Source organism: Streptomyces sp. NPDC005863 (assembly GCF_042871345.1).
Lineage (GTDB): Bacteria > Actinomycetota > Actinomycetes > Streptomycetales > Streptomycetaceae > Streptomyces.
In genome coordinates, this window is record NZ_JBIAII010000013.1 from 81,944 (window position 1) to 107,010 (window position 25,067).

At 74.0% G+C, this 25,067-nt stretch carries 23 protein-coding genes and 1 tRNA gene; 10 read left to right on the top strand and 14 right to left on the bottom strand.

Annotation, left to right across the window (positions count from 1 at the left end):
• The first annotated feature begins 110 nt into the window (after positions 1-110).
• Together ACFYO9_RS33300 and ACFYO9_RS33305 are read left to right on the top strand one after the other, a co-directional pair.
• Entirely contained in the window at positions 111-947 is an 837-nt protein-coding gene (locus ACFYO9_RS33300; protein WP_355816588.1) for a decarboxylase, read from the top strand.
• Complete coding sequence (locus ACFYO9_RS33305) at positions 944-1,681, top strand: decarboxylase (protein WP_358778312.1); 738 nt, start codon at positions 944-946, stop codon at positions 1,679-1,681. Before ACFYO9_RS33300 ends, ACFYO9_RS33305 begins: the two co-directional genes overlap by 4 nt.
• A gap of 34 nt (positions 1,682-1,715) precedes the next feature.
• On the opposite strand, the gene ACFYO9_RS33310 is transcribed toward ACFYO9_RS33305, so the two are convergent.
• Complete coding sequence (locus tag ACFYO9_RS33310; protein ID WP_355816592.1) at positions 1,716-1,907, bottom strand: hypothetical protein; 192 nt, start codon at positions 1,905-1,907, stop codon at positions 1,716-1,718.
• 65 nt (positions 1,908-1,972) lie between these two features.
• Positions 1,973-2,221, bottom strand: coding sequence for a hypothetical protein (locus tag ACFYO9_RS33315; protein WP_355816594.1), 249 nt, complete (start codon positions 2,219-2,221; stop codon positions 1,973-1,975).
• 148 nt (positions 2,222-2,369) lie between these two features.
• Here ACFYO9_RS33315 and ACFYO9_RS33320 point away from each other — a divergent pair, with 148 nt between their 5' ends.
• Entirely contained in the window at positions 2,370-3,464 is a 1,095-nt protein-coding gene (locus tag ACFYO9_RS33320) for an LLM class flavin-dependent oxidoreductase (RefSeq protein ID WP_358778322.1), read from the top strand.
• A gap of 452 nt (positions 3,465-3,916) precedes the next feature.
• Here the strand turns inward: ACFYO9_RS33320 and ACFYO9_RS33325 are convergent, their stop codons facing one another.
• Complete coding sequence (locus ACFYO9_RS33325; RefSeq protein WP_358778311.1) at positions 3,917-5,797, bottom strand: EAL domain-containing protein; 1,881 nt, start codon at positions 5,795-5,797, stop codon at positions 3,917-3,919.
• Positions 5,798-6,123: 326 nt separating this feature from the next.
• Here ACFYO9_RS33325 and ACFYO9_RS33330 point away from each other — a divergent pair, with 326 nt between their 5' ends.
• A complete protein-coding gene (locus ACFYO9_RS33330) occupies positions 6,124-7,413 on the top strand; it encodes a M6 family metalloprotease domain-containing protein (protein WP_355816599.1) in 1,290 nt (429 codons plus the stop codon).
• A gap of 74 nt (positions 7,414-7,487) precedes the next feature.
• On the opposite strand, the gene ACFYO9_RS33335 is transcribed toward ACFYO9_RS33330, so the two are convergent.
• The 7 genes from ACFYO9_RS33335 to ACFYO9_RS33365 form a co-directional block, all read right to left on the bottom strand.
• Positions 7,488-7,561, bottom strand: a tRNA-Lys gene (locus ACFYO9_RS33335).
• Positions 7,552-8,205 (bottom strand): bifunctional DNA primase/polymerase, encoded by a 654-nt coding sequence (locus tag ACFYO9_RS33340; RefSeq protein ID WP_358778310.1) that lies wholly within the window; start codon positions 8,203-8,205, stop codon positions 7,552-7,554. Before ACFYO9_RS33340 ends, ACFYO9_RS33335 begins: the two co-directional genes overlap by 10 nt.
• A gap of 147 nt (positions 8,206-8,352) precedes the next feature.
• Entirely contained in the window at positions 8,353-8,706 is a 354-nt protein-coding gene (locus ACFYO9_RS33345) for a hypothetical protein (RefSeq protein ID WP_355816604.1), read from the bottom strand.
• Positions 8,707-9,145: 439 nt separating this feature from the next.
• Positions 9,146-10,507, bottom strand: coding sequence for an AAA domain-containing protein (locus ACFYO9_RS33350; protein ID WP_358778309.1), 1,362 nt, complete (start codon positions 10,505-10,507; stop codon positions 9,146-9,148).
• A complete protein-coding gene (locus ACFYO9_RS33355; RefSeq protein WP_358778308.1) occupies positions 10,507-12,111 on the bottom strand; it encodes a hypothetical protein in 1,605 nt (534 codons plus the stop codon). The genes ACFYO9_RS33350 and ACFYO9_RS33355 overlap by 1 nt, the downstream gene beginning before the upstream one ends.
• Positions 12,112-12,232: 121 nt before the next feature.
• On the bottom strand, positions 12,233-13,429 hold the full coding sequence (locus ACFYO9_RS33360) for a hypothetical protein (RefSeq protein WP_388666806.1): 1,197 nt from the start codon (positions 13,427-13,429) through the stop codon (positions 12,233-12,235).
• A complete protein-coding gene (locus ACFYO9_RS33365) occupies positions 13,323-14,336 on the bottom strand; it encodes a phosphatase PAP2 family protein (protein ID WP_355819760.1) in 1,014 nt (337 codons plus the stop codon). The genes ACFYO9_RS33360 and ACFYO9_RS33365 overlap by 107 nt, the downstream gene beginning before the upstream one ends.
• Positions 14,337-14,590: 254 nt before the next feature.
• Here ACFYO9_RS33365 and ACFYO9_RS33370 point away from each other — a divergent pair, with 254 nt between their 5' ends.
• Positions 14,591-15,184, top strand: a complete 594-nt coding sequence (locus ACFYO9_RS33370) for a histidine phosphatase family protein (protein ID WP_358778307.1) — start codon at positions 14,591-14,593, stop codon at positions 15,182-15,184.
• Positions 15,185-15,236: 52 nt separating this feature from the next.
• On the opposite strand, the gene ACFYO9_RS33375 is transcribed toward ACFYO9_RS33370, so the two are convergent.
• Positions 15,237-16,715 carry a tetratricopeptide repeat protein gene (locus ACFYO9_RS33375; protein ID WP_358778306.1) on the bottom strand — a complete coding sequence of 493 codons (1,479 nt, stop codon included), beginning with the start codon at positions 16,713-16,715 and terminating at the stop codon, positions 15,237-15,239.
• Between the two features lie 290 nt (positions 16,716-17,005).
• Between ACFYO9_RS33375 and ACFYO9_RS33380 the strand changes: the two genes are divergently transcribed.
• Together ACFYO9_RS33380 and ACFYO9_RS33385 are read left to right on the top strand one after the other, a co-directional pair.
• The gene (locus ACFYO9_RS33380) at positions 17,006-17,542 is read left to right on the top strand and encodes a hypothetical protein (protein ID WP_388666809.1); all 537 of its coding nucleotides are present in this window, start codon (positions 17,006-17,008) and stop codon (positions 17,540-17,542) included.
• A gap of 259 nt (positions 17,543-17,801) precedes the next feature.
• Entirely contained in the window at positions 17,802-18,662 is an 861-nt protein-coding gene (locus ACFYO9_RS33385) for a fused MFS/spermidine synthase (protein WP_355819770.1), read from the top strand.
• Positions 18,663-18,693: 31 nt separating this feature from the next.
• Here ACFYO9_RS33385 and ACFYO9_RS33390 read toward each other — a convergent pair whose 3' ends face one another.
• On the bottom strand, positions 18,694-19,248 hold the full coding sequence (locus tag ACFYO9_RS33390) for a hypothetical protein (RefSeq protein WP_355819773.1): 555 nt from the start codon (positions 19,246-19,248) through the stop codon (positions 18,694-18,696).
• Positions 19,249-19,370: 122 nt separating this feature from the next.
• On the opposite strand from ACFYO9_RS33390, the gene ACFYO9_RS33395 reads away from it, so the two are divergent.
• Complete coding sequence (locus tag ACFYO9_RS33395) at positions 19,371-20,075, top strand: response regulator transcription factor (RefSeq protein ID WP_358705454.1); 705 nt, start codon at positions 19,371-19,373, stop codon at positions 20,073-20,075.
• A complete protein-coding gene (locus ACFYO9_RS33400) occupies positions 20,072-21,460 on the top strand; it encodes a HAMP domain-containing sensor histidine kinase (protein WP_358778305.1) in 1,389 nt (462 codons plus the stop codon). The genes ACFYO9_RS33395 and ACFYO9_RS33400 overlap by 4 nt, the downstream gene beginning before the upstream one ends.
• Before the next feature lie 86 nt (positions 21,461-21,546).
• Here the strand turns inward: ACFYO9_RS33400 and ACFYO9_RS33405 are convergent, their stop codons facing one another.
• Entirely contained in the window at positions 21,547-22,125 is a 579-nt protein-coding gene (locus tag ACFYO9_RS33405; RefSeq protein ID WP_358778304.1) for a CAP domain-containing protein, read from the bottom strand.
• Positions 22,126-22,375: 250 nt separating this feature from the next.
• Between ACFYO9_RS33405 and ACFYO9_RS33410 the strand changes: the two genes are divergently transcribed.
• Positions 22,376-23,443 carry a chitinase gene (locus ACFYO9_RS33410; protein WP_388666812.1) on the top strand — a complete coding sequence of 356 codons (1,068 nt, stop codon included), beginning with the start codon at positions 22,376-22,378 and terminating at the stop codon, positions 23,441-23,443.
• A 61-nt stretch (positions 23,444-23,504) separates the two neighbouring features.
• Here the strand turns inward: ACFYO9_RS33410 and ACFYO9_RS33415 are convergent, their stop codons facing one another.
• Complete coding sequence (locus ACFYO9_RS33415; RefSeq protein ID WP_358778303.1) at positions 23,505-24,980, bottom strand: GH1 family beta-glucosidase; 1,476 nt, start codon at positions 24,978-24,980, stop codon at positions 23,505-23,507.
• Positions 24,981-25,067 lie beyond the last annotated feature (87 nt).

The window sequence follows — 25,067 nt, forward strand, 5'->3', positions numbered from 1 at the left end:
TGCGGTACGCCGCGCAGCATCCCCGTCCCGCCGTCCCGGCGCGTCGCCGGCTTCGCTCGTCCCGGCCCCCGGCCGGTCCCTGAATGCACGCACGAACTTGGGGACTGTTCATGGACGTCTCTTTCCTCGGCGGACCGCACCCTCAGCGCGGTGTAGGTGTCGTTGCCCCTTTCGACTTCGTCCTCGACCGTGAACTGTGGCGGTGGATCCCGGACGAGATCTCCCTCCATCTGACCCGCACCCCCTATGTGCCCGTCGAGGTCAGCCTCGACCTGGCCCGCCTGGTCAGCGAGCACGAGACCCTCCAGGAGGCGGTCCGCGCGCTGACCGCCGCGGAGCCCGAAGTCCTCGCGTACGCCTGTACGTCGGGCAGTTTCGTCGGCGGCATCGCGGGGGAGCGTGCGATGTGCGAGGCGATGACGCGCGAGGGCGCGGTGGCCTCGGTGACCACGTCGGGCGCGCTCCTGGAGGCCCTCGACGAGCTGGGCGTGCGCCGTATCGCGCTCGTCACGCCCTACACCTGGTCGGTGACCCAGTCCCTGGAGGAGTACCTCGCAGAGGCGCACGTCTTTGTCTCGGCCCGCGCCTATCTGGGCCTGACCCGGCACATCTGGAAGGTGCCCTACCGGGACGTGGCGGACATGGCGCGCCGGGCGCTCCAGGGCAGCGCGGGTGGCTGCGACGCGCTCTTCATCAGCTGTACGAACCTCCCGACGTACGACGTCATCCCGCAACTGGAAGCGGAGCTGCGGATGCCGGTGATCTCCGCGAACCAGGTGACGATGTGGTCCGCACTGCGTCGGCTGGGTACGCGTGCGGTAGGGCCCTATCAGGCACTGATCGATCCGACGGCGCGGCCGGGCGCGAGCCCGCTCGCCCCGCCGGCCCCACCGCAGGGGCAGGGCCTGCCCGAAGTACCACCCGCAGAAGGAGGAGGCTGGACGTGACGGCACTCGGATTTCTCTACCCGGGGCACTCGGCCGAGGACGACTACCCCCGCATGGAGCAGATGCTCGGCAGCGATGTCCGGCTGCAGGTCGTCCACACGGACATCGGCGAGGACGCGCACCGGGTCGACGCGCTCCTGGAGATGGGCTCGGACGCGCGGCTCACCGCGGGCGTCGAGGAGCTGCGGCTCTCCGGCGCGGAGGCGGTGGTGTGGGCGTGCACCAGCGCCAGCTTCGTCTTCGGCTGGGACGGCGCGCACGACCAGGTGCGCAAGCTGGCGACGGCGGCGGGCCTGCCCGCCTCCTCGACCTCGTTCGCCTTCGCCCACGCGGTACGCGAGGTGGGCGCGGCCCGCGTCGCGGTCGCGGCGACGTATCCGGACGACGTGGCCGGGCTCTTCGCGTCCTTCCTGAAGGACTCCGGTGCGGAGGTCGTCTCGGCGCGCGGCAGCGGCATCGTCACGGCGGCCGAGGTCGGCACATGGGGCCGCGACGAGGTGCTCGCGCTGGCCCGCGCCGGCGACCACCCGGACGCCCAGGCGCTGCTCCTGCCGGACACCGCGCTGCACACGGCGGCGTATGTCGCGGAGCTCGAAGCGGAGCTCGGCAAGCCGGTCCTGACGGCCAATCAGGTCTCGGTGTGGGAGGCGCTGCGGCTGGCCCGACGGCGGGTCAACGCGCCGGAGCTGGGCCATCTGTTCACGAAGGAGCCGCTGGTCCAGGTCGAGGTCTGAGGGCGGTCCAGCCCTTACGGGCCCTTACCGGCCCCTACGGGCTGAGGATCAGCCGTACCACCGTTAACGTCTGGACCGACCCGGAGACGTAATAGAGGACGATGGCGCCGTCGACCGTCGCCTCGCGGCGGTCGGGGTCGTCCCGTACGGGTGTGGAGCCGTGGCCGTACGGGTCCCGGCCCAGGGTCCGGGTCAGCGCGGCGCGGAAGGCGTCGGCGTCGCCCATCTTGGCGAGGGTGTCGTCGGCGGGCGGCGCGTAGGTGACGCGGTGGGCCCGGCGGTGGCGGGGGCTCACGCGGTGCCCCGCCGCTCGGCCTCGTCGGAGGCGAGCCGGGCGAGCCGGGCCTCGGCGTCCGGGTCGGGCACGGCCTCCAGCATCCAGTGCCGCATCACGGCGTGGATCTCGTCGACCCCGGCGGCGTTGATGGCCCGGTCGAACTCGGTGCGCCGTCCCTCGGGCAGGGCGGCGCGGATGTCCGGCAGGGTGTTGGGCACCTCGACCTCGACTCCGTCGACGAGGGTCTTCAGGGGATCAGCCATGGTCGGCACGGTATCCGGGCGGGGGCGCCCAGGGGCGGGAAATGGCGGGGTGGGGGACGTCCGGGGAATAAAACGGAGTGACCCTCCTGTTGTCGCCTCCATACCTATGTGACGTACGTACGCAGCGCAGGAGGCACCCCCAGTGACAGTGGACCCGACCAGCGACGGCATCCGCGGCGAGCGACACGGCAGCGCGCCTGTGCCGCTGTCCGTGCTCGACCTCGTCACCGTCGGCGCGGGGCGCACCGCCACCGACGCGCTGCGCACCAGCGTGGAGATCGCCAAGCTGGCCGAGGCCAGGGGCTACCACCGCTACTGGGTCGCCGAGCACCACTCCATGCCGGGCGTCGCCTCGTCCTCACCCGCCGTGATCCTCGCCCACCTCGCCGCGCACACCGGCCGCATCCGGCTCGGCTCGGGCGGGGTCATGCTGCCCAATCACGCGCCGCTCGTCATCGCCGAGCAGTTCGGCACGTTGGAGGCGATGGCGCCGGGCCGCGTCGACCTGGGCCTCGGCCGCGCGCCGGGCACGGACGGTGCGACCGCCGCGGCGCTGCGCCGCACGGACCGCCTGAACGAAGGCGCCGACGACTTCCCGCAGCAACTCGCGGAGCTCACCCGCTTCCTGGACGACGACTTCCCCGACGGGCACCCCTACGGGCGCATCCACGCCGTCCCCGGCCCCGTCCAGTCGACCTCGCCCGGCGGCGTCCAGTCCCCGCACCGCCCGCCGCTCTGGCTGCTCGGCTCCTCCGGCTTCAGTGCGCGGCTCGCGGGCACGCTGGGGCTGCCGTTCGCCTTCGCGCACCACTTCTCCGCGCAGAACACGATTCCGGCGCTGGACCTCTACCGGGAGTCGTTCCGCCCCTCCGCGCTCCTGGATGCCCCCTACGCCCTCATCGGCGTCTCGGCGCTGGCGACCGAGGACGAGAACGAGGCCCGTCGCCAGGTGATGGCCGCGGCCCTGAACATGGTCCGCCTGCGCACGGGCCGCCCCGGCCTGGTCCCCACGCCGGAGGAGGCGGCGGCCCACGAATTCTCGGAGATGGAACGGGAGTTCATCAACAGCTGGAACGCCAACGTCATCCACGGCACCCCCGACCAGGTCCGCACGGGCCTGGACGATTTGGCCAAGCGCACGGGCGCGGACGAGTTGATGCTCACGGCGAACGCGCACGGGGGCGAGGTCCGCTTGCGCTCGTACGAACTGCTCGCCAACGAGTACGGGTTGCCTTCGGCCTGATGCGGGCCCCCTGCGCGGGGCGGGGCGCCTTCTCGGGTGCCGGGTGCGGCCCGGCTGTGGCTGGCCGCGCAGTTCCCCGCGCCCCTGTCGGGGCTGACCGGCGCCGGTGACGTGCCCCGATAGGGGCGCGGGGAACTGCGCGAGCGACCGCCGTGGGCCCGCAGCCGCGGGCGGGCCGTTGCGTGGCAGACGCGTCTGCGTGGTGGCGCTCGGGTGCCGGGTGCGCCCCGTTAGGGGCGCGGGGAACTGCGCGAGCACCCCCCTGGACCCGCAGCCGCCGGTGGTCCGGTGCCACGCAGACGCGTCTGCGCGGTTGCGGCTGGGTGCCGGGTGCGGCCCGGTTGTGGCTGGGCGCGCAGTTCCCCGCGCCCCTACCGGGGCTGACCGGCGCGCGCGCAAGCGACACGAGCCCGCAGCCGCGAGCGCCCGGCAGGCGGCCCCTACGGTTCCCCCTAGCGGGAGCTGAGGAGCGCGGAGATACGATCCGGCGCCACCGGGCGCGAGTACAGCCACCCCTGCCCCGTATCGCACCCGATCCTCCGCAACCGCTCAGCCTGAGACGCAGTCTCCACGCACTCCGCCGTCACCGTGAGCCCCAGCCGATGCGCGAGCTGCACCATCGCCTCGACGATGACCTCGTCGGCGGGGTTCGTGTGCGTCTCGCCCTCCTCGTACTGGAAGCCCCGCACGAACGACCCGTCCAGCTTCAGGACGGAGACCGGAAGCCGGCTCAGATACGCCAGGTTCGAGTACCCCGTACCGAAGTCGTCGATGGCGATCCGCACCCCCATGTCGCTCAGCGCCTGCAGGGCCTGCAGCGGGCGCCCCGCCGAGCCCATGACCGCGGACTCGGTGAGCTCCAGCTGCAGCAGCCGCGCCGGCAGCCCCGTCTCCGCGAGGATCTCCGCGACGTCCGCGACCAGGTCCGAGTCCCACACCTGACGCACCGCCACATTGACGCTGACGAACACCGGTTCACGCTCCGGGTGCTCCATCTGCCAGCGCACCGCCTGCCGGCAGGCACTCCGCAGCACCCACCGGCCGAGCTGCACGATCGAGCCGTCCTCCTCGGCCAGTCCGATGAACCGATTCGGCGTCAGCAGGCCGAACTGCGGATGCTGCCACCGCACCAGCGCCTCGACGCCGTGCAGCCCCTCGTCGTCGAGGCCCACCAACGGCTGGTACTCCAGGACGAATTCGTCGCGCTCGACGGCGGGCCGCAGTGAACTGGCCAGTGCCTGACGGGTCATGCGGTGCGCGTTGCGCTCCGGGTCGAACAGCGTCCAGCGGGCCTTGCCGTCCGTCTTCGCCCAGTACAGCGTGGTGTCGGCGGCCTGCATGAGCCCCGTCGTGGTGGTGCCCGCGGCGCGCCGTTCGACGACGCCGATGGACGCGGAGACGGAGAGCCGCTGCCCGGACAGGTCGAACGGTTCCTGCAGCGCCGTCAGCGTCGTCTCGGCGAGATCCGTGAGCTGGTCCGTGCCGGTCGAGTCCTCGACGAGCAGCGCGAACTCGTCGCCGCCGAGCCGCGCGACCAGGGGCGCCCCCGTCCCGCCGTATCCGGCCCGGTCCGAGCGGCGGGTGAGCCGGTCCGCGCACCGGGTGAGCCGGTCCGCGACGGCGGCGAGCAGCCGGTCGCCGACCCGGTGGCCGAGCGTGTCGTTGACCGCCTTGAACCCGTCGAGGTCGAGGTAGCAGAGCCCGATCCGCCCGGTGCTCGTGTCGTCGTACGTGCCCGCCTCCAGCGCGGCGGCGAGCCGCTCGAAGAAGAGGTTGCGGTTGGGCAGCCGGGTGACCGGGTCGTGCATCTGCACATGGCGCAGCCGGGCCTGCAACTCGCGCCGCGCGCTGATGTCGGCGGCGGCGAGCAGCACCGTCCGCGGCTCACCCCGCCCCGCGCCGCTCTCGCCCCGCCCCGCCCCGGTCTCGGGGGGCCGCCCTGCGGGCGCCGGCATCGGCGAGACGGTGATCTGCACCCACATCGAGTGCCCGTCGGGGTGCTTCAGGCGCCGCGTGCAGCGCAGCCTGGCCTGCCGGCCGCGGAGCACCTCGCGGTACGCGTGCCAGGTGCGGGCGTCGGAGGAGAGGTCGACCAGATCGGCGGCGACGCTGCCGGTGAGCGAGCCGGGCGCCGCGCCGAAGAGGGCGGCGAGCGCGTCGTTGGCGCTGAGCACCAGGCCCTCGCCGTCCACGACGGCGAGGGGCAGCGGGGCGGCCGCGAAGGCACCGCGGTAGTCGGACCGCTCGGTGCGGCGACGCTCCGTGAGGTCGGCTCGGGCCCGGCCGGGTGCTGTGACCGTCGTGGGGGTGGGCCCTTGGGACGTTCCGTTCACCGCTTGCTCCCGCAGTGCAGGTTGTTCTCGAACAGGTCTCGTCGGCCGGCGGTCTCGGCGGGCGGTGGTGTGGGGACCGGGCCCGCGCTGGAAAGTGTGCCGATCATAGAGGCTGGCCAGAGGGCTGTTCCAGCCGTACCGCCGGGGCGGGCGGGGCCCACCGCCGTCGACAGATCGTTTCTGCTCGGCCCTGAACTGGTTCCGATGCGACCCGATCGCTTGTGACGTTCCGTGAGCACTCGGGGTGTCGCCCTCTCGCCGCACCGTCACTCGGAAGGGCCAGACAAACAGGGCGAGCTTCAACAAATCACCACAGGGTGGGTGGGGTGTCCCGCATTCCGCACCCGGAGGTCGACGTGCCGCGTCAGCTCCCCCCTTGGGGACTCACCCGTGGAGGGGAGAACTCCCGTCCGACCCGTCTGCGCAGCACCGCCGCCCTGCTCACCTCCCTGACCGCCCTGGCCGCCACCTCCCTGGTCGCGGGCCCCGCGATCGCCGAGTCGCCCGGGGGCCCGTGCGCCCTGCGCCGCACCACCGCACACCACTCGGAGGGCCTGGACACCTGGAACACCTCCTACCCGCGTCCCGTGCGGACGCTGAACGCGGTCATGGTGTTTCTCTCCTTCCCCGACTCGCCGCCGCTCACCACCCCCGACGAGCTGACCGCCGACTACTTCCCGGCCACCAGCCAGTTCTTCGAGCGGGCCTCGTACGGCAGGTTCAAGCTGGCCCCGCACCCGCGGCGCGAGTGGGTGGAGATGCCGCACGGCTCCCTCTCGTACGCCATACGGCGCGACTGGAACGCCCAGCGCCGCGCCGCCTATCTGCGCGACGCGATGGCGGCCGCCGATCCGCACGTGGACTTCTCGCGGTACGACCTCGTGTACTTCGTCGCCGACCCGGACGCGCCCGGCGTCGACTCGGACGCCACGAAGGTCGTGAACCTCGACCGCCCCCTGCGCGCCGACGGCACGGACATCCGGCGCGTCGTCACCGTCTTCGAGCGCCACCCGCCGGACCGCAACGTCCTGGCCCACGAGACGGGCCACGTCTTCGACCTGCCCGACCTGTACCACCGCCCCACCGACGGCAAGGGCGACTGGGACACCCACGTCGGCGACTGGGACGTCATGGGCAGCCAGTTCGGCCTCGCCCCCGACCTCTTCGGCTGGCACAAGTGGAAGCTGGGCTGGCTGGAGCGGCGGCAGGTGCGGTGTCTGCGGGCCGGGACGGAGCGGCTCACCCTGGACCCGCTGGCGGCGCCGCAGCCGCCGGGCGCCCTGGGCGGCACCCGGCTCGCCGTGATCCGTACCGGCCGGGGCGCGGCGCTCGCCCTGGAGGCGCGCGGCCCCCAGGGCATCGACCAGGCCGCGTGTACGGAGGGGGTGCTCCTGTACCGGGTACGGAACGAGGCGGCGTCCGGCAGCGGTCCGGTCGAGGTCGTCGACGCCCATCCGGACTCCGAGTCCTGCTGGGGCGAGTCGGTCTACCCGCAACTGGCCGACGCTCCGGTGCGCGAGGGCGAGAGCTTCACGGTGCCGGGCGAGGAGATCCGCGTCGAGGTGGCGGGACGGACGGCGTCCGGGGCGTGGACGGTGAACGTCACGACGGGCTGAGAACGACGGGGCCGATGAGGACGGGCTGAGACGCAAGAAGCCCCTCGCTTTCGCGAGGGGCTTCTCACCGTCTGTGCGCCGCCAGGGACTCGAACCCCGGACCCGCTGATTAAGAGTCAGCTGCTCTAACCAACTGAGCTAGCGGCGCCTGCTGACGTCGTAGACCTTAGCATCCTGATCGCCGCCAGGAAAAATCGATATGCGCACGGCGGAGGAGGCCGCGGCCCGTGCCGCCCGGACACAGGCCCAGAGGACGACCTCGGGTCCCGGGAGCCAGGGGTGACGGGTGCCGGGGGCCACCAGCCACCGCGATCCGAGGCGGTCGCCGCGGGGCGCGCCCGGGGCGCCTGCGCCGGCGTCGGCGCAGGTCGCGAGCGGTGGCACGGTGACCGCGTCGCCCGTGCCGTGGCAGAGCACGGAGGGGACGGCGCGGCCCCACTCCTCCCACTCCAGGAGGGAGGGCAGCCGCTGGGCGGTGCCGGGGGCGGTGAAGAGCAGGACGCGGCCGCGGTGGGCGGCGACCGGCCCCGAGCCGGGCCCCTCGGCCCATAACCGGTCCAGCATCCGCCGCCCGAACACCGCGGGAACGCTCACCACGTCGAAGGCGGTGCCGCAGGGGAGTACGGCGGGGGCGGTGGGCTCGCTGCGCCACAGGGCGAGGGCGCTGCGCGGATACGCCTCCGCGGAGGCGAGCCAGGCGGCTCCCTCGGGGGTGACGGCGCAGGCGTCGTGGGCGGGGGCGGGGCCGGCGGGGAACGGGGTCGCGGTGGTGTGGAGGGAGAGACTGCTCATGACGGCAAGGTGTACCGAGGGTGAAGAGGTCATCTCCGAGAGTTGCGGGAAACCGGGACAGTAGGGGGTGGTGTGGGGTACCTTGCCCCTTGGCATATGCCAAAGCAGCCCTACGGTGGCCCCTGCCTACGGCCCACGCTCTACGACCTACTGGCGCTCGGCGCCGCGGCCGCGCAGCAGGTCCCGGCCGAACTCGACCATCTTCTTCGCGTAGTCCTCGGTCCACTCCGCGCGCTCCGCGATCACCGCGAGCGTCAGCCGGTCGAACCGGCGGGGGTCGGCGAGCTGGGCGGCCGCGATGGCCTGGAACTCGACGGACCGGTCCGTCGCCGCGCGGAACGCGTGGGTCAGCTCGGTCGCGCGGTCGAGCAGTTCGCGCGGGTCCTCCATCGACTCCAGGTCGAAGAAGTGCTCGGGGTCCGCAGTGGCCTCGGCCGGCTCGAAGAGCAGGGGCGCGGGTCGCATGCGCTGTTCGCTCCGGGGCCGCTCGGGCTCCGCCATGGTGGTTCCTCCTCGTACGGTGCGGCCGTCCGTCCGGTGTCCGGCCGCCTCCCATTCTCCCTTGCGGCACAAGGGGGCGGGGCTCTGGCGGGGGCGGTGGGGGCGGCGCGGCGTGGCGCTCGGCGTGCGGACGCGACCGTGGGGGATCCCCACCGTCGGGTGCGCGGCTTTTGCTTGGTGGGGGCTGGGCGCGCAGTTCCCCGCGCCCCTGACGGGGCTCGGCCCCCGTTGGGGTGGGGGCGCCTTGGCGGGGGCGGGGCGGTGTGGTGCTCAGGGGCGCGGGGAACTGCGCGAGCAACCACGGTCTGCCTGCGGACGCGCCCCCGGGAATCCCCACCACCCCGCGTGCGGGTTTCGCCCTCGGAGGGGTGCGGCGCCGACCACGTACCCGCCCCCCACCCGGGGATGACACAAGGGGCGCGGGGAACTGCGCGAACCCCTAACCAGGCCACGCCACCCGGTGTTCCGACAGCCGCGCCAACACCGCGTGGTTCGCCTCCCAGCCGTCCGGGAACTTCACCGTGACGCCCAGCTGCACCGGTTCCGTCGACGGATGGTCGTCCAGCAGGGCGCCCACCCCCGCGCGGCAGACGACGATGCACGCGTGCCGGTGACGGGACGTCAGCACGCACAGGCGGCCCGTCTCCAGGTGGAAGGCGGTCGCGTCGGGGCGGCCGGAGAGCGGGTGCAGGACGACCGTCACGTCGTACTCACGGCCCTGCAACCGGTTCGCGGTGTCCACCGTGACGTCCATGACGCCGAGGTCGGCGAGGGCCGCGCGGACCGCCGCCGCCTGGTCGCGGTGGGCGGTGCCGACCGCGATGCGGTCGGCGGTGAGCGGGGCGGGATCGGGGCCGCGCTCGGACGTGGCCGCACCGCCCCGATCCAGGAGGCGGCGGACGACCTGGGCCAGCGCCCGCACCGCCTCCGGATCCGTGCGCGGCGTGTTGCGCGCGGGCAGCTCCAGCAGACCCCAGCCCGACTCCGCCGCCTCGTCGATCACCCGGTCCGGCCCCGAACCGTCCGACGCCACCGCGAAACGCAGCGCCCGGTCCCCGTGACCCGTCCCGCTGCGGAACGGCGTGTACGGGTAGAACGCGTCCGAGACGAGCGGCGCCGCCGACGCGGGCAGCCGCCAGGAGACCGGCAACCGGTGCTGCGGCAGCTCGGGATTGTGGGCGAGCAGCGTCGTCACCGCGGACGCCGACGGGTCGTACGAAAGACCCGCCCACTGATCCGCGCCGACGATCGAGAACGGGTCCAACTGCCCCGGATCGCCCACGAACAGCGCCCGTTCGAAGAGCCCCGCCACGGCGAGCAGCGCGTCCGAGCGCATCTGGTACGCCTCGTCGACAATGGCGTGACCCCACGGCGCGTCGAGCTGCTCCACCTTCACGTGCGCCCACTTCGCGGCCGTCGAGATGACCACGTCGAGGCCGGCCAGGTCACCCGGCTTCGTCGACTTGCGCACGTTCGCCAGGTCGTCGAGCGCCTTGTCGTACGGATCGGGGTCGCTGCTGTGCAGGCGGCCGACCGGCAGCTCGGGGTCCTTCTCGGCGAGGCGCAGGACCAGGTCGTCCACCTGCGCGTTGGTCTGCGCGATGATCATCAACGGGCGTCCCGCCGCGGCCAGTTCGAGGGCCGCGCGGACCACCAGCGTCGACTTTCCCGCGCCGGGCGGCGAGTCGACGACGACGCCGCGGTGGGTGCCGTGCAGCGTGTCGTGGAGGATCGCCGCGGTGGCGCGCGCGGCCTCGGCGCCGGGGTCGAGGGAGCCGCCGGCGGGCGGGGCGAGCTGCATCACAGGGTGTCCTCCGCGGTCACGGGGTCGGGGCGCTCCGCGGCGTCGGCGGAGTCGGCGGGCGGCCCGCCGTGCGTCCACGGGGTGGCCTCGGGGTCGGGCAGCTGGGGGCCGCCGCGCTGCTCGTGCTCGAACAGGGTCCAGCAGATCCGGTCACCCTTCGCGGGCACGGAACCCGGCTCGGGCTCCTTGCCGCGGCCCATCTTGTCGACGATGCGCAGGACGACGGTCCCGCCGCCCGCCTCACCCTCGTACGCCACGAACTCCGCGGTCTGCGGCTTGCCTTGGAGGGAGCGGTACACCTTGGTGCGCTCGCCGAGGTGCGGCCGGTCGTCCGTGCGGACGGTGACCAGGGGGCGCGGCCGGGGGCTCTTGGCGTCGTTGTACGCCATCACGACCTCCGTCACCTCCCCGGCGAAGGCCTCGCCCGCGAGCCGGCGGCCCGCCATCACCAGGGGATCGTCGAGGGCCTCCTGGGCGTCGAGGCGGGCCTGTTCGCGCTCGCGGGTGGCGAGTTTGTTGGCCGCGGTGACCGCGTCGTCCACGCGGGGCTGCGGCGGTTCGCCCGCCGTCACGCGGTCGCGGTGGCCGGTGAACGACCAGCGGTCGCGGGTCCACCGCTCGGCGGCGCGCGGCGCCTCGGGGAGCGTGCACAGGGCGTCGAGGCCGCGCCAGACGGCGTCCCAGGTGGGGCGGGTCCTGCTCTCGATCAGGGCGTGGATCTCCCGCTCGGCGCCGGTCAGCAGCGCGAGCCGCTCGTCCGCCTCGACGCCGTCCTCGGCGGCCGCCAGCGCGGTCCGCGCGCGGTCGTACCGCTCGATGGCAGGGGCCAGCAGGTCGTTGTCGAACGCCGGGTCGGTGGCCGGGCCCGCGGGCGGGCACAGCAGCTGGCCGTCCCGGTCGCGGGCGAGTTCGGCGCGGCGGGCCGCCGCGGCGCCGGACGTGCCGCCGGGCGCCTCGATCCAGGCGAGCAGGGCGCCCAGGTGCTGGTCCTCCAGGCTGGACTGCCCGGTGGCCCAGTGCCGGGAGAGCAGCTCGGTCATGGCGGCGAGCAGCGACGAGCCGGGCACCCGGGCGCGCTCCCCGTAGTGCGTCAGCCAGCGGCCGAGGAGGGGGACGCGGGCCGGGGCGGGGTAGGGCGCGTCGGGGTCCTGCTCGGCGGTGCGGCGAAAGCGCATGGAGCGGCCGAGGAGCCGGACGAACTCGATGCCGGCGCGGCTCGGCACGATGATCTGCGGGGCGTCCGCGCAGAGTTCGACCTCGACCTTGACGCGCTTGCCGGTCTCCGGGTCGGTTTCGTTGCGCTCGGCGGCCTCGACGTCCTGCGCGAAGGAGTCCACGTACGGCAGGACGACCTCGGCGAGCTCCGCGAGGAAGGCGAAGCGCAGGTCGCGGTCGCGCGGCTGCGGGACGGTGAGGAGCCGCGGCGAGGTCCGCTCGGTCCCGACAAGGGCACCCAGCGGCGCACCCGTCTCACCGGCGGTGGTGAGCGGCACGAGAACGAGGGGCCGCTGCGAGATATGCCGATGCCGCACGGTGGCCCGCACCTGCGCCCGCCCGGAGGAGACAGCTTCGAGCCGAGCAAGACTGTCGATCAGAGACACGGAACCCCTTCCGGAGAATAGGGCGGGTGGGTGGGGAAAATCCGCCGCGAAGCGGCAGGACAGTAAGCCGCGACACAACGGACGCCCCACCCGGCCGAGGCGCGGCACGGCACGACGCGGCTCAGCAAGAGAATCCCCCCAAGGCGCCCCCGCCAGAAACCGCCTCACGCCGCAGCACCGCCGCCCTCCGCAGCGCCGCCACCGCCGGATCCGCCGGGTCGCCCGCCGCCCCCGAGGCCGCCGCGAGGACGTCCTCGACCTGCGTCAAGCCGCCGAGGTCGCCCCGGATCGACCGCCCCAGGGACGTCACGTCGCCGCGCTCGCGGGCCCGCTCCCGGCAGTGAAAGGCCAGCTCGCAGGCGGCCAGGCACTCGGGGGCGTACGTCGCGGGGACCGACTCGACCGCCGCGGTCAGCTCGTCGGCGGGCCGCCGTACGTCGAAGGTGGTGCCCTCAGGGAGCTCCGCCGCGATGTCCTCGACCCGAGTCAGCCGCTCCAGCTGCCTGCGGGTCACCGACAGCTGCTTGCGGACGTCGATCGCGGACGCCGTCGGCAGGTTCGAGAAGTCCTTGGGGCAGACCAGGAGCACCTGGTGCCGGACGCGCGGGGCCGGGTCCAGGCGCGCCGCCACCCCCTCCAGGGCCAGCACGTACACCGCGGCCTGGCGCGCCGCCGCGCCCACCTTCGCCGCGTCCGCCGAGCCGTCGATCATCGGGAAGGACTTGATCTCGACGACCGTCCAGGTGCCGTCCGGCTGGACCACCACCGCGTCCGGCTCCAGGAAGGCGGGCGTGCCCGCGACCTCCAGGGCCAGCATCGGGTGGTCGAGCAGCGTCCAGCCGCCGGACGCGGTGGCCTCGCGCAGGGCGAGCGCCGTACGCGCGGCGCGGCCCTCGGGGCCGGCCGCCGACAGGTCGGGCACGGCGGCCTCGCCCGCCACCGGCTCGGGCCCGCCGCCGAGACCGGCGTGGGTCAGGCGCAGCAGCTCCGCGCCGCCGTCGGCCTTGACCCGCGCCTCGAAGGCGTTGCCCCGCACGAACGCGAACTGGGACTGGCCGAAGCCGGAGGCGGCGCCGAGGGACTGCGCGAGCGCCGTCTTGTCCACCCCCGCGCCGTCGAGCAGCGCACGACGCCGGCACCCGGGGTTGGCCGCGAGGGCGGCGAGGGCGCGGGCGTCCAGCGGCCGCGCGGGCAGGTCGGCGCCGCGCAGCTCAGTGAGCCTTGCCCAAGCTCTCGACTTCGCTCGGGCGGGGGAGCCCCCATCCCGCGGCGCCGTCCCCGGCGTCGGCGGGGTGGCCTGCGTCGGCAGGCCGGGCACTCGACTCGGCGCCGGGGGCGGCGGCACTCTGCTTGCGCTGTCGGGGAATTCGCTCACCCGTCGAAGTCTGGCACCCGGCACCGACAAATGAGGACTCTGGGGCGGGCGAGGTCGCCGAGGAGGACAGGAAACGCTCCCGCAGCCGGTCCATCACCGGCTCCGCGAGCCGCTGCACGGGCCGCACGAGGAGCAGTCCGACGCCCATCACGGCGCAGCCCGCGAGCGCGTCGAAGAAGTAGTGGTTGGCGGTGCCCATCACCACGAGCGTCGTGATGAGCGGGTAGCCGACGGCGGCCACCTTGGACAGCGGCGAGCGCCCGCAGCGCCACAGCATCACGCCGCACCACAGCGCCCACCCGACGTGCAGGCTGGGCATGGCCGCGTACTGGTTCGTCATCCCGCCGAGGCCGCGGGGCGCGCTCGCCTCGCCGCCCCACCAGCCGAAGTCGCTGTACTGCGCCATGGTGTCGACGAAGCCGTGGCCCTTGCTCAGCAGCCGGGGCGGACAGGTCGGCAGCAGCGTGAAGCCGATCAGGCCGATCATGGTGGAGATCATCAGCCACGCGCGTGCGGCGCGGTAGTGGACCGCGCGGCTGCGGAACAGCCAGATCAGGACGGCCGGCGTGACGAGGTAGTGCAGCGAGGCGTACCAGAAGTCGGCGGGGACGCCGATCCAGGAGTTGGCGGTGAAGAGCCGGTTCAGCGGGCTCTCCGCGTTGAGCCGCAGGAACTGCTCGGCCTTGAGGATCCCCACGCCGTGGTCGACCGCCTCGGCGACGTCACCGCGGACGATCAGCCGGCCGGCCGAGTACGCGGCGTACACCAGGACGATCAGCGGCAGCTCGGTCCACCAGCGGAGCCGGTGTCCGGTTATGCCCGCGGTGCCCGGCACGTCGGTCTTCGGCATCCGGTCGGTCCCCCATCGTCTCTGTTCATGCGGCGTACGCCGCCGCATCACTTTACGGCGCGCGCGAAGGCCGTCGAGGAGTCCCCCGGCCGTCTAAGACGCAGAGATCGGCGAGCGGGTTGCCAGGGACGGCCGGTGTCCGCTCCAGGGTGGGTGATGATGGAGGGGGCGGGCCACCACAGTCCGCAAAAAGCAGCAAAAGTCCCGTCGGTGCAGGTGACGGGGCGGTTACGCGTAGGAGTTGGAGAGAGCTCATGGCACCCCGCATCCTGCTGGCCCGGCACGGCCAGACGGAATGGTCGCTGTCCGGGAAGCACACCGGCAGGACCGACATCCCCCTCCTGGAGGAGGGCCGTCGCGGCGCCAAGCTGCTGGGCGAGCGGCTGCACCGGGCGCCCCTGGGCGGCCTCCCGGACGTCGAGGTGCGCACGAGCCCGCTCTCCCGCGCGCGGGAGACCTGTGAGATCGCCGGCTTCGGCGACCGGGCGAGCACCTGGGACGCGCTGATGGAGTTCGACTACGGCGGGTACGAGGGCATGACCCCCGCCGACATCCAGGCGGTCCGCCCCGGCTGGTTCATCTGGCGCGACGGCGTCCCCGCGGGCGAGACCCTGGGGCAGGTCGCCGCGCGCGCGGACGAGGTCGTCGACTGGGCCAGGAGCGCCGACCGCGATGTCCTGGTCTTCGCGCACGGCCACATCCTGCGCGTCATCGCCGCCCGCTGGTTGGGCTCCGGCATCGAGTTCGCCGCCCGCGTCCGCCTCAACCCGACGTCCCTGTCGGTCCTCGGCTGGGCCTACGGAGAGCCCGCCATCGAGTCGTGGAACGAGACGGGCCACCTGTTCTAGCAACCTCGGCCTGTACGTCTACTGGGCCCGTACGTCTGCACATCCCGTACGTCTACACGGCGCGGGGCAGCCCGGCGTGCCCCTCCAGGAAGTCGTTCACCTCGGGGACGCCGCGGTGCGGAAGCAGCACCCGCGCGGTCGCGGCCAGTATCGACTGGATGCGGGACGACTGCACCTCGCCGAGGAGCGCGAGCACCCGAAGTCCCGCCCGCGCGGCCTCGTCGGGGCGGCCCGCGCGAGCCAGGTCGTCGGCGAGCTCGGCGGTGTAGAGCGCGATGTTCCTGGTGAACTGCGGGGTCTGCGCGGCGGCGGTGGTCGCGGCGAGCCGCGCGTGCCCGGCGGCCCGCGCCCACTCGCCCAGCGCCGACCAGCACTGCGCCTCAAGACCCGCGAGCTCGGCGGGCCCGTAGAAGGTCATCCACTCCGGGTCCTCGTCGCGGGCGCCGCGGTCGAAGAGGCCGTGGGCGCGCGAGAGCGCCTGTTCGCACCCCGCGCGGTCGCCGAGCCCCGCCCAGCCGCCGGCCTCCCGCAGCGCGAGCAGCGAGAGCAGCCGGGGCGAGCCCAGCCCGCGGGCGGCGTGCGTGGCCGCCTGCGCCGCCCGTACCGCCTCCCGGGGGCGCCCGGCGTCCCGTGCGAGGAACGCCGTGTTGCAGAAGGCGTGCGCCTCCAAGGCGGCGTCCCCGGAGACCCGGGCCGTCGCGAGGGCCTCGGCGTAGTGCGAGCGGGCGTCGCCGAAGCGGCCCGAGTCGTGTGCCAGCCACCCCACGGAGATGGCGAGTTCACCGGCGCCGGCGTGCAGCCGGTCCGAGGTGGACTGCCGGGTGGTGGTGCCCGCGTCGAGCAGGGCGTAGGCGGTGCGCAGCGGCGCGGCGGCCCGCCGGTAGAGGCCGTCGGCGCCGTGCCGGTCGTCGAGCAGCCTGATCCTGCGCACGGCCGTCTCGACCGCGCGGGCCTCGGCGTCCCCGACGCGGCGCCCGCGCAGGGCGGCCGCCTCCGCCGGGCCGCCCAGGGTGAGCCCGATGGGCCCGAGGGCGGCCACCACGGTGGCCGTGGAGCCGGTCATGAACGCGCGACGCTGCACGTCGCTCTCCTCGTGGGTCTGGACCGCGTACGGATCACAGGCGCGGGGGTCGGACCCGGTCGGATGGGACTCGTACAGGTGGATGGTGGTCGCTGGTACGGGTGTTGGTGGGGTGGGCGGGACAGGTGCGACAGGTGGGGCGGGTGGGGACTCGGCGCGCACCCCTCTTCCGCGCACCAGGGCGCGGGGGGCGAACCCCAGGTCCGTCAGGGTCCGGCCGGGGAACATGTGCAGGAACACGCGTTCGTAGGCGTAGTTGGGGCAACGGATCTCACCCGCCTCCACGCGCCCGATGTACCGCGCGTCGCAGCAGACCCGCTCGCCGATCTCGCGGGCGGCCCGCCGCACCGCCGCGGCGAACTCACCCGGCGAGCGCTGTCCGCGGAGTCGGCGGAAGGCAAGGTTCGGTCGTGGGGACTGAGTTGACGATGCCATCGGTGACGACGCCATGGCCGGACCCTCTCGTGCGGAGCGTGCCGGAACGTGCCCACGCTCGCGCACCGGGTGTCACACCCGCGCACGGGATCTCGCGGGGCCACCCTGTTCCGGCGGAGCACGAACGTACCCGCTGTGACCGGTCGGCCACACGGTGTTTGGCTACAAACCGGATATCTCACCCACGATCCGCCATGAACTGCCATCCTTTGCGGCGGCGAGCCGCAGTGCCTGTTGACGCCGACCCGCGTTGAACCATGAGGAGCGGGAGCCAGGCGGTCCCCGCACTGCGAGGAGGGGTCCCCTTGTTGGAGATCGGCACGGAGAACGGCGACTCCCGTACGAACGGCAGGTACCCGGCGGTGCGCGGCGGCGTGTCCCCGGCATCCCTGACCACGGCGCGGCACCGGCCCACCCCGGACGCCAGCGCCCCGCCCGCCCCCGCCCCCTGCGACGACGAGTGCTGCGACCTGGTGACGGTCCCGGCCCGGCAGGGACTCGAAGCGGTCGACATCCTGCGCCGCGGCGCAGCCGACACCATCGGGCCCGTGCTGCACGACGGTGGCGGCGACACCCTCGGCTTCCTGGTTCCGCCCGGCACCGCGGACGGCTGGGACCTGCCGGGCAGCGCCTGCACCCAGACCTTCGGCCGCGGCCTGAGCGTGTACGCGGGACCCGCCCCCGGCCCCAGCGGCCCCGTCGTCCCCGACCCGCCGGTCGCCGGCACCGGCTGGCTGCTGCCGCCCGACGGCGAGAGCGACCCCGTCACCGACCCGGCCGTCCTGCGCGCCGCCCTCGGCCAGGCCGCCCGCACCATCGAGGCCGCCGACAGCTGCCGCTGACCCCCGGCGCCGCCATCCACCGGCCCGCGCGCCCCCTCCAGTACTCTCCGCCGTCCCGCCGCACGCGCCCCCCCGCCCCGGCCCGCGCACCCCCTCCCGCCCTCTCTGCCGTCCCGCCCGCACCCGCACCCCGCGCCGGCCCGCGCGCCCGCTCCCGTACCCGCCGCCGCGCCCCCGCACCCGTGCTCCGAGCCCCGCTCCGGCCCGCTCCCGCCCCCTCCGCCGGGCCGCCGCCCCCGCACCCCCCGATAATGGTCGGATGGCAAGGAACAAGCGGGCCCGGGAAGCGCGGGAAGCCGTGGTCGAGGACGTCGACGGCGGGCTCGCCGAGCTCATGCCGGACCGGGACAGGCCGCGCGCCTGGACGCTGCTCGTGGACGGCGCCCCGCAGTCCCACGTCGACCTCGACGACCCCGCGTACCTCGACTTCGAGTACCAGCGCAGGCTCGGCCACATCGCCGACCTCGTCGCCCCGCCCGGCAAGCCGATTCACGCCCTGCACCTCGGCGGCGGCGCCTTCACCCTCGCCCGCTACATAGCCGCGACCCGCCCCCGCTCCACCCAGCAGGTCGTCGAGCGCGACACCGCGCTCGTCCGGCTCGTCCGCCGCGAACTGCCGCTGGACTCCCAGGCCCGGGTCCGGGTGCGCGCCGCCGACGCCCGCGAAGGGCTCGCGAAGATCGCCGACGGCTGGGCCGACCTCGTCATCGCCGATGTCTTCAGCGGCGCCCGCACCCCCGCCCACCTCACCAGCACCGAGTTCCTCACCGACGTCCGCAGGGTCCTCAGGCCCGGCGGGTACTACGCCGCGAACCTCGCCGACGGCCCGCCGCTCGCGCACCTGCGCGGCCAGATCGCCACCGCCGCCGCGCTCTTCCCCGAACTCGCGCTCGCCGCCGACCCGGCCGTCCTGCGCGGCCGGCGCTTCGGCAACGCCGTCCTGCTCGGCTCCGACCAGGCGCTCCCGGTCGCCGAGCTGACCCGCCGCTGCGCGAGCGACCCACACCCCGGCCGGGTCGAACACGGCCGGGGCCTCACGGACTTCACCGGCGGAGCGGCGGCGGTCACCGACGCCGGCGCGGTGGCCTCACCCGCGCCGCCCCCGTCGGTCTTCCGCTGAGCCGGCCCGGTCCGGGCGAAGGGCCCCGGGCTCAGGACTTCTCGATCTCCACCCGCGGCTCCGTGTCGTGCCAGGTGCAGAAGACCGAGACCTGGGCCGCGCCCCCGGTGAAGTCCACCCGGATCCACTTGTCCTGCTTCCACGTCTGCACGGACCAGCCGGCCGCAGGGGTCGCGGAGACCAGCGTCGCGGAGTCCTTGCCGAGGTCGAGGACGACCCGGCCGCCGGTGGTGTTGTAGCTCTTCACCGTGCCCGTGCCCGCACGCGTCGGAGGCGGCGGCGAGGACTTCTTGGAATGCCCTGTTCCGGTTGAATCCTTTGATTCGGTCGATTTCGGCGACGTGGACGACTTGGGCGGCTCGGCGGACTTCGACGGCTTGTCGGAGGGGGACGACGGGGTGCGGTGGGTCGACGAGGCGAGCGGCTCCGCGCGGTCGGGGCCGCCGTCGTCGGCCGTCAGCGGCAGGGCGCGCGGCGGGTCGTAGGCCGTGCCCGCCATCACCGTGTGGACGCCCCACCAGGACAGCGTGACCGCCGCGCCCGTGGCGAGCGACCACGCGATGGTGTGTACGAGTCCTCTGTGCATCGCGGGCCATACTGCACCACGTCCCGCACACCTGTCCCGTGGGGCGGCCGGGCCCCTGACCGGCGGGGGCGGGCGCGTCCCTGGCAGGACCGCGTTCCTCCGTATGGCGTACGGTGCCGCCCATGGCAAGTGTGCTCGTCGTCGAGGATGACCAGTTCGTGCGCTCCGCCCTCATCCGGCATCTGACCGAGGCATCGCACACCGTGCGCAGCGTCGGCACCGCCCTGGAGGCGCTGCGCGAGGTCGCCCATTTCCGTTTCGACGTGGTGATCCTGGATCTCGGCCTGCCCGACCTCGACGGGTCGGAGGCGCTGAAGATGCTGCGCGGCATCACGGACGTCCCGGTGATCATCGCGACCGCCCGGGACGACGAGACGGAGATCGTCCGGCTCCTGAACGACGGCGCCGACGACTACCTCACCAAGCCGTTCTCCGTCGAGCACCTCTCGGCGCGGATGGCCGCCGTGCTCCGCCGCGCCCGCGTCAGCGCCGGCGAGGCGCCGCCCAGCAACGTGCTGCGGGTCGGCGGGCTCAGCATCGACCCGCTGCGCCGCCAGGCCGAGCTGGACGGCGCCCGCCTCGACCTGACCCGCCGCGAGTTCGATCTGCTCGCCTTCCTCGCAGGCCGGCCCGGCGTCGTCGTACCGCGCAAGGAGCTGCTCGCCGAGGTGTGGCAGCAGAGTTACGGCGACGACCAGACCATCGACGTACATCTGTCGTGGCTGCGGCGGAAGTTGGGTGAGACGGCCGCCCGGCCGCGCTATCTGCACACCCTGCGCGGGGTCGGCGTGAAGCTGGAGCCGCCGCTGCCGGAGCAGGCGCTGTGAGGTGGGCGCTCGTCAAGGTCTGCCTGGCCGTCACGACGATGGTCGTGGTGGCCTTCGCGGTGCCGCTCGGCCTGGTCGTCAAGGAGATGGCAAGGGACCGGGCGATCTCCAACGCGGAGCGGCACGGCGCGGGCATGGGCCCCACGCTCTCCATCACCACCGACCGCGCCGAGCTCACCCGCGCCGTCGCCTCCTCCGAGGCGGGCGGCGACGGGCGGATGGCGGTGTACGTGCCGGCCGTCGACGACCACCCCGCCTTCGAGGTCGGCGACCCGCGCGCCGAGGCACGGGCCGTGGAGGCCACCCGCAAGGAGGGCCGCGCGAGGACCACCGAGGTGCCCGGCGGCTTCGTCGTCCTGCAGCCGACCGCGCTTAGCTCGGGCACGGCCGTCGTGGAGATCTACGTGCCCGAGGCCGAGATCAGCAACGGCGTGACCACCGCGTGGGTGGTGCTCGCCGGTGTCGGCATCGCGCTCGTCATCGGTTCGGTGGCGGTCGCGGACCGCCTGGGCGTACGCATGGTCCAGCCGGCCAGACGTCTGGTGGGCGCCGCGCACGACCTCGGCGAGGGCAAGCTGGGGGCGCGGGTACCCGAGGAGGGGCCGACCGAACTGCGGCTGGCCGCCGTGGCGTTCAACTCGATGGCCGACCAGGTGGTCCAACTCCTCGCCAACGAACGGGAGCTGGCGGCCGACCTCTCGCACCGGCTGCGCACCCCGCTGACCGTGCTGCGGCTCAACGCGGCCTCGCTCGGCGAAGGGCCCGCGGCCGAACAGACCCGCACCGCGGTCGAGACGCTGGAGCGCGAGGTCGACACCATCATCCGCACCGCGCGGGACGCCAAGCCGCAGACGGCGACGGTCGGCCCCGGCGCGGGCTGCGACGCGGCCGAGGTGATCCGGGACCGGATGGCCTTCTGGTCGGCGCTCGCCGAGGACGAGGGGCGCGAGGTCCGGGTCGCGGGCCTCGACCGGCCGGTCCGCATCCCGGTGGCCCGCACCGAACTGGTCGCCGCGCTCGACGCGTTGCTCGGCAACGTCTTCCGGCACACCCGCGAGGGCACGGCCTTCTCGGTCGACGTGCACAGCGGGGAGGACGCGGTGATCGTCCTCGTCTCCGACGCGGGGGCCGGCATCGCCGACCCCGAGGCCGCGCTCGCCCGGGGCACCGGATCGGGCGAGGACGGCTCCACGGGGCTCGGCCTCGACATCGTGCGGCGTCTCGCCGAGTCGACGGGCGGCGACGTCCGGATCGGCAGCTCGGTGCTGGGCGGCACGGAGGTCCGCATCTGGATCCAGCGCGACGCGCGCCGCCCGGCCGACGTCCGCCGGGGCCACCGCGGGGACGCGGTACGCCGACGCAGGCGCACCCCCACCCCGAGCTGACGGCCCGCGCGGCCGTCATCCGCCCCACCGAGGGGAACTGCCACCCCTTTTCGGCCCGCTGGGACGCGCCGCTCACCCACCCGGCCTCAGCGCCGCGCGGCCAGATCCAGCGTCCACCACGGCCCGCCGGAGCCGCGCGTCACGCCGACGCCCGCGTCCGTGTAGGGGCAGGAGAGGACGACGGCCCGATGGGAGGGACTGCGCATCCACGCCCTGACGGCTGCCTCCGGGGTGCGCGGACCGGCCGCGATGACCTCGCCGGCCCGGCGCGGCCGGTAGCCGGCCTCCCGCATCCGCTCCAGCGGCCGGCTGCCGTCGGTCCCGACGTGGGTGAGCCGCTCGTGGTCCGACATGTCGGCGCTGTGCTCCCTGGCGGACCGGCTGAGCGAGGCCCGCAGCCGTACGGGAGCGCAACCGGCCCCGGCGCGGTGCCGGTTGATCTCCGCGACGACGTGGGCGGACGATCCCGCCCGGAACGCGGGGTGCCCCTCGGGGGCGGCGAGCGGCGTCGACCAGGGCGGGGCCTCGGCCGACGGCTCGTACGGGGCCGGCGGGGGCCAGTCGGGTGGTGACGGTTCGGCCGCCGCCGCCGACGGGCAGGCCAGCATGGCGGCGAGGAGGAGGACGAACCCTCCGGCGGGCACTGCTCTGCGCGTTCCGGTCATGATTCCCTTTCCCGCAGGTGAGGCCATTGTGGTGAAAACACCCATTTTCATTCCTGGGCCCCCGTCTGTCCTGCTGAAGACGCACAGGCCATTTCGGGCTCTCCGGGCCGCGATCTTTAATCGGCCCCCATCCCTTCCTTAAGCGCGCCCTAAGATCCTCAACCCGCGTCCCGCATGGGCGTTTTGTCGGTTCCGGCGCGGCTAGCGTGCTGCCGCACCCCCACCCCCGTACAGCTAAGGCAGGCACGCGATGAGCAGCACGCACCGGCGCACGGTGAGCACCCGTTCCAAGGTCATAGGAGGGCTGGTCGCCGCCTCTCTCGTCGGCGGCGGCGCCTTCCTCTTCTCCGGGACGGCCCTCGCGACCAAGGCCCCCACCGGGAAGACGCCCGCGCAGGCCGGAGCGGCGAAGGACGCGGCGAAGGACGGCGCCAGGTTCGCGCCCTTCGTCGACACCTCCCTCGCCCCGGCCTACGACCTCGTGGACACGGCGAAGAAGACCGGCGTCAAGGAGTTCAACCTCGCCTTCATCACCTCCGGCGGCGGCTGTGAGCCGCTGTGGGGCGGCACGACCGGGCTCGGCGACGACAAGGTGGCCGCGCAGATCGGCGACCTGCGCGCCGCGGGCGGCGACGTCCGCGTCTCCTTCGGTGGGCAGGCCGGCTCCGAGCTCGGCCTGAAGTGTGACAGCGCGGACGCGCTGGCGAAGGCGTACGGCAAGGTCGTCGACGCCTACAAGCTGACGAAGGTCGACTTCGACATCGAGGGCGCCGCCCTGCCGGACACCGCGGCCAACACCCGCCGCGCCGAGGCCATCGCCACCCTGCAGAAGCAGCACCCGGACCTGAACGTGTCGTTCACGCTGCCCGTGATGCCCGAAGGGCTCACCCAGCCCGGCGTGGACCTGCTCGCCGACGCCAAGAAGAACGGCGTGCGCATCGACGCGGTGAACGTCATGGCCATGGACTACGGGGCCTCGTACAGCGGCGACATGGGCACGTACGCCGTGCAGGCCGCCACCGCCACGCAGAAGCAGATCAAGTCCGCGCTCGGCCTCTCGGACGAGGCCGCGTGGAAGGCCGTCGCCGTCACCCCGATGATCGGCGTCAACGACGTCGCGACCGAGGTGTTCAAGACCGACGACGCCGACCAGCTCGTGACCTTCGCCAAGGACAAGGGCATCGGCTGGCTCTCGATGTGGTCCTCGACCCGCGACAAGGCCTGCGAGGGCGGCGCGTCGGGCTCCGCGCAGCCGACGTGCTCGTCGATCGAGCAGGAGCCGCTCGCGTTCACGAAGGCGTTCGCGGCGTACAAGTGAGCCGGCGCCCCGGCCGGACCTCCCCCCACCCGGCCGGGGCACCACCCCGCTCGGTCCAGGCTCAGTCCAGCGTCGGGCTCGGCGGCAGCTCGCCGGCCGCGGCGACCTTCGCGTACCAGTGGGCGCTGGACTTCGGGGTACGGGCCTGCGTCGCGTAGTCGACATAGACCGCGCCGAACCGCTTGCTGTAGCCGTACGCCCATTCGAAGTTGTCGAGCAGTGACCAGAGGTAGTACCCGCGCACGTCCGCGCCCGCGGCGATCGCCTCCCGCACCGCGGTGAGGTGGCCGTGCAGATAGCGGATGCGCTCGGGGTCGTGGACCTGACCGCCCGCGCCCGGCACGTCGTCGAAGGCCGCGCCGTTCTCCGTCACGTAGAGCGGAAGGCCGGGGGCCTGGGCGGTGTAGTCGAGCAGGAGGTCCTTGAGGCCGGTCGGGTCCACCGGCCAGTCCATGGCGGTGAGTTCACCGGGCGCCCGGTGGAAGCTGACGTGCTCGTCGGCGCCCGGCCAGGGGGAGTGGCTGCTCGCGCCGTGACCGTCGGCGCGCTGCCGGTCCACCGCGTCGGCGGGGGCGGCCGAGACGACCGCGGGGGCGTAGTAGTTGATGCCGAGGAAGTCCAGCGGGTGGTGGGCGATGCGCAGGTCGTTGTCGCCGACGAACGACCAGTCCGTGATGGCGGCGGTGTCCGCCAGCAGATCGTCGTCGTACGCGCCACGCAGCATCGGCCCGGTGAAGACGCGGTTGGCCAGCGCGTCGATCCGGCGGCGCGCGTCCTGGTCGGCGGGGGACGGGGTGAGCGGGCGCACCGCGCTCGGGTTGAGGCTGACGCCGATCCGGGCGCGGCCCGGCAGACCGTCGCGCAGCGCCTGTGCGCCCAGGCCGTGGGCGAGGTTGAGGTGGTGGGCCGCGCGCAGGGCGGCGGCGGGGTCGGTGCGGCCCGGTGCGTGCACCCCCGAGCCGTAGCCGAGGAACGCGCTGCACCACGGCTCGTTGAGCGTCGACCACATCTCCACGCGGTCACCGAGCGCGCCGGCGACGATCCCGGCGTACTCCGCGAAGCGGTGGGCGGTGTCCCGCTCCGGCCAGCCGCCGCCGGCCGCCGAGCCGCTGGGGAAGGCGTCCTCCAGCTCCTGCGGCAGGTCCCAGTGGTAGAGGGTCACCATCGGCTGGATGCCGTGCGCGAGCAGCTCGTCGACGAGCGCGCGGTAGAAGTCGAGCCCGCGCTGCACGGCGGGCCCGCGCCCGGTGGGCTGCACCCGCGACCACGACACCGAGAAGCGGTACGCGGACAGGCCCAGGTCCGCCATGAGCCGCACGTCGTCGCGCCACCGGTGGTAGTGGTCGACGGCGACGTCCCCGGTGTCACCGCCGAGCACCTTGCCCGGCGTGTGGCTGAAGGTGTCCCAGATGGAGGGCGTGCGCCCGTCCTCCCGCACGGCTCCCTCGATCTGGTACGCGGCGGTCGCGGCGCCCCACAGGAAGCCGGGCGGAAAGGTCGGGTCGGCGGAGGTCGGGTTCACGGAGGTCAGAGACATAGGAGCGCTCCCATGGGTGGTACGGAAGGGGGAGGTGCGGGGAGTCGATGAGGGGGCGGGCGACGGGCCGGTCGTACGAGGGCCGGA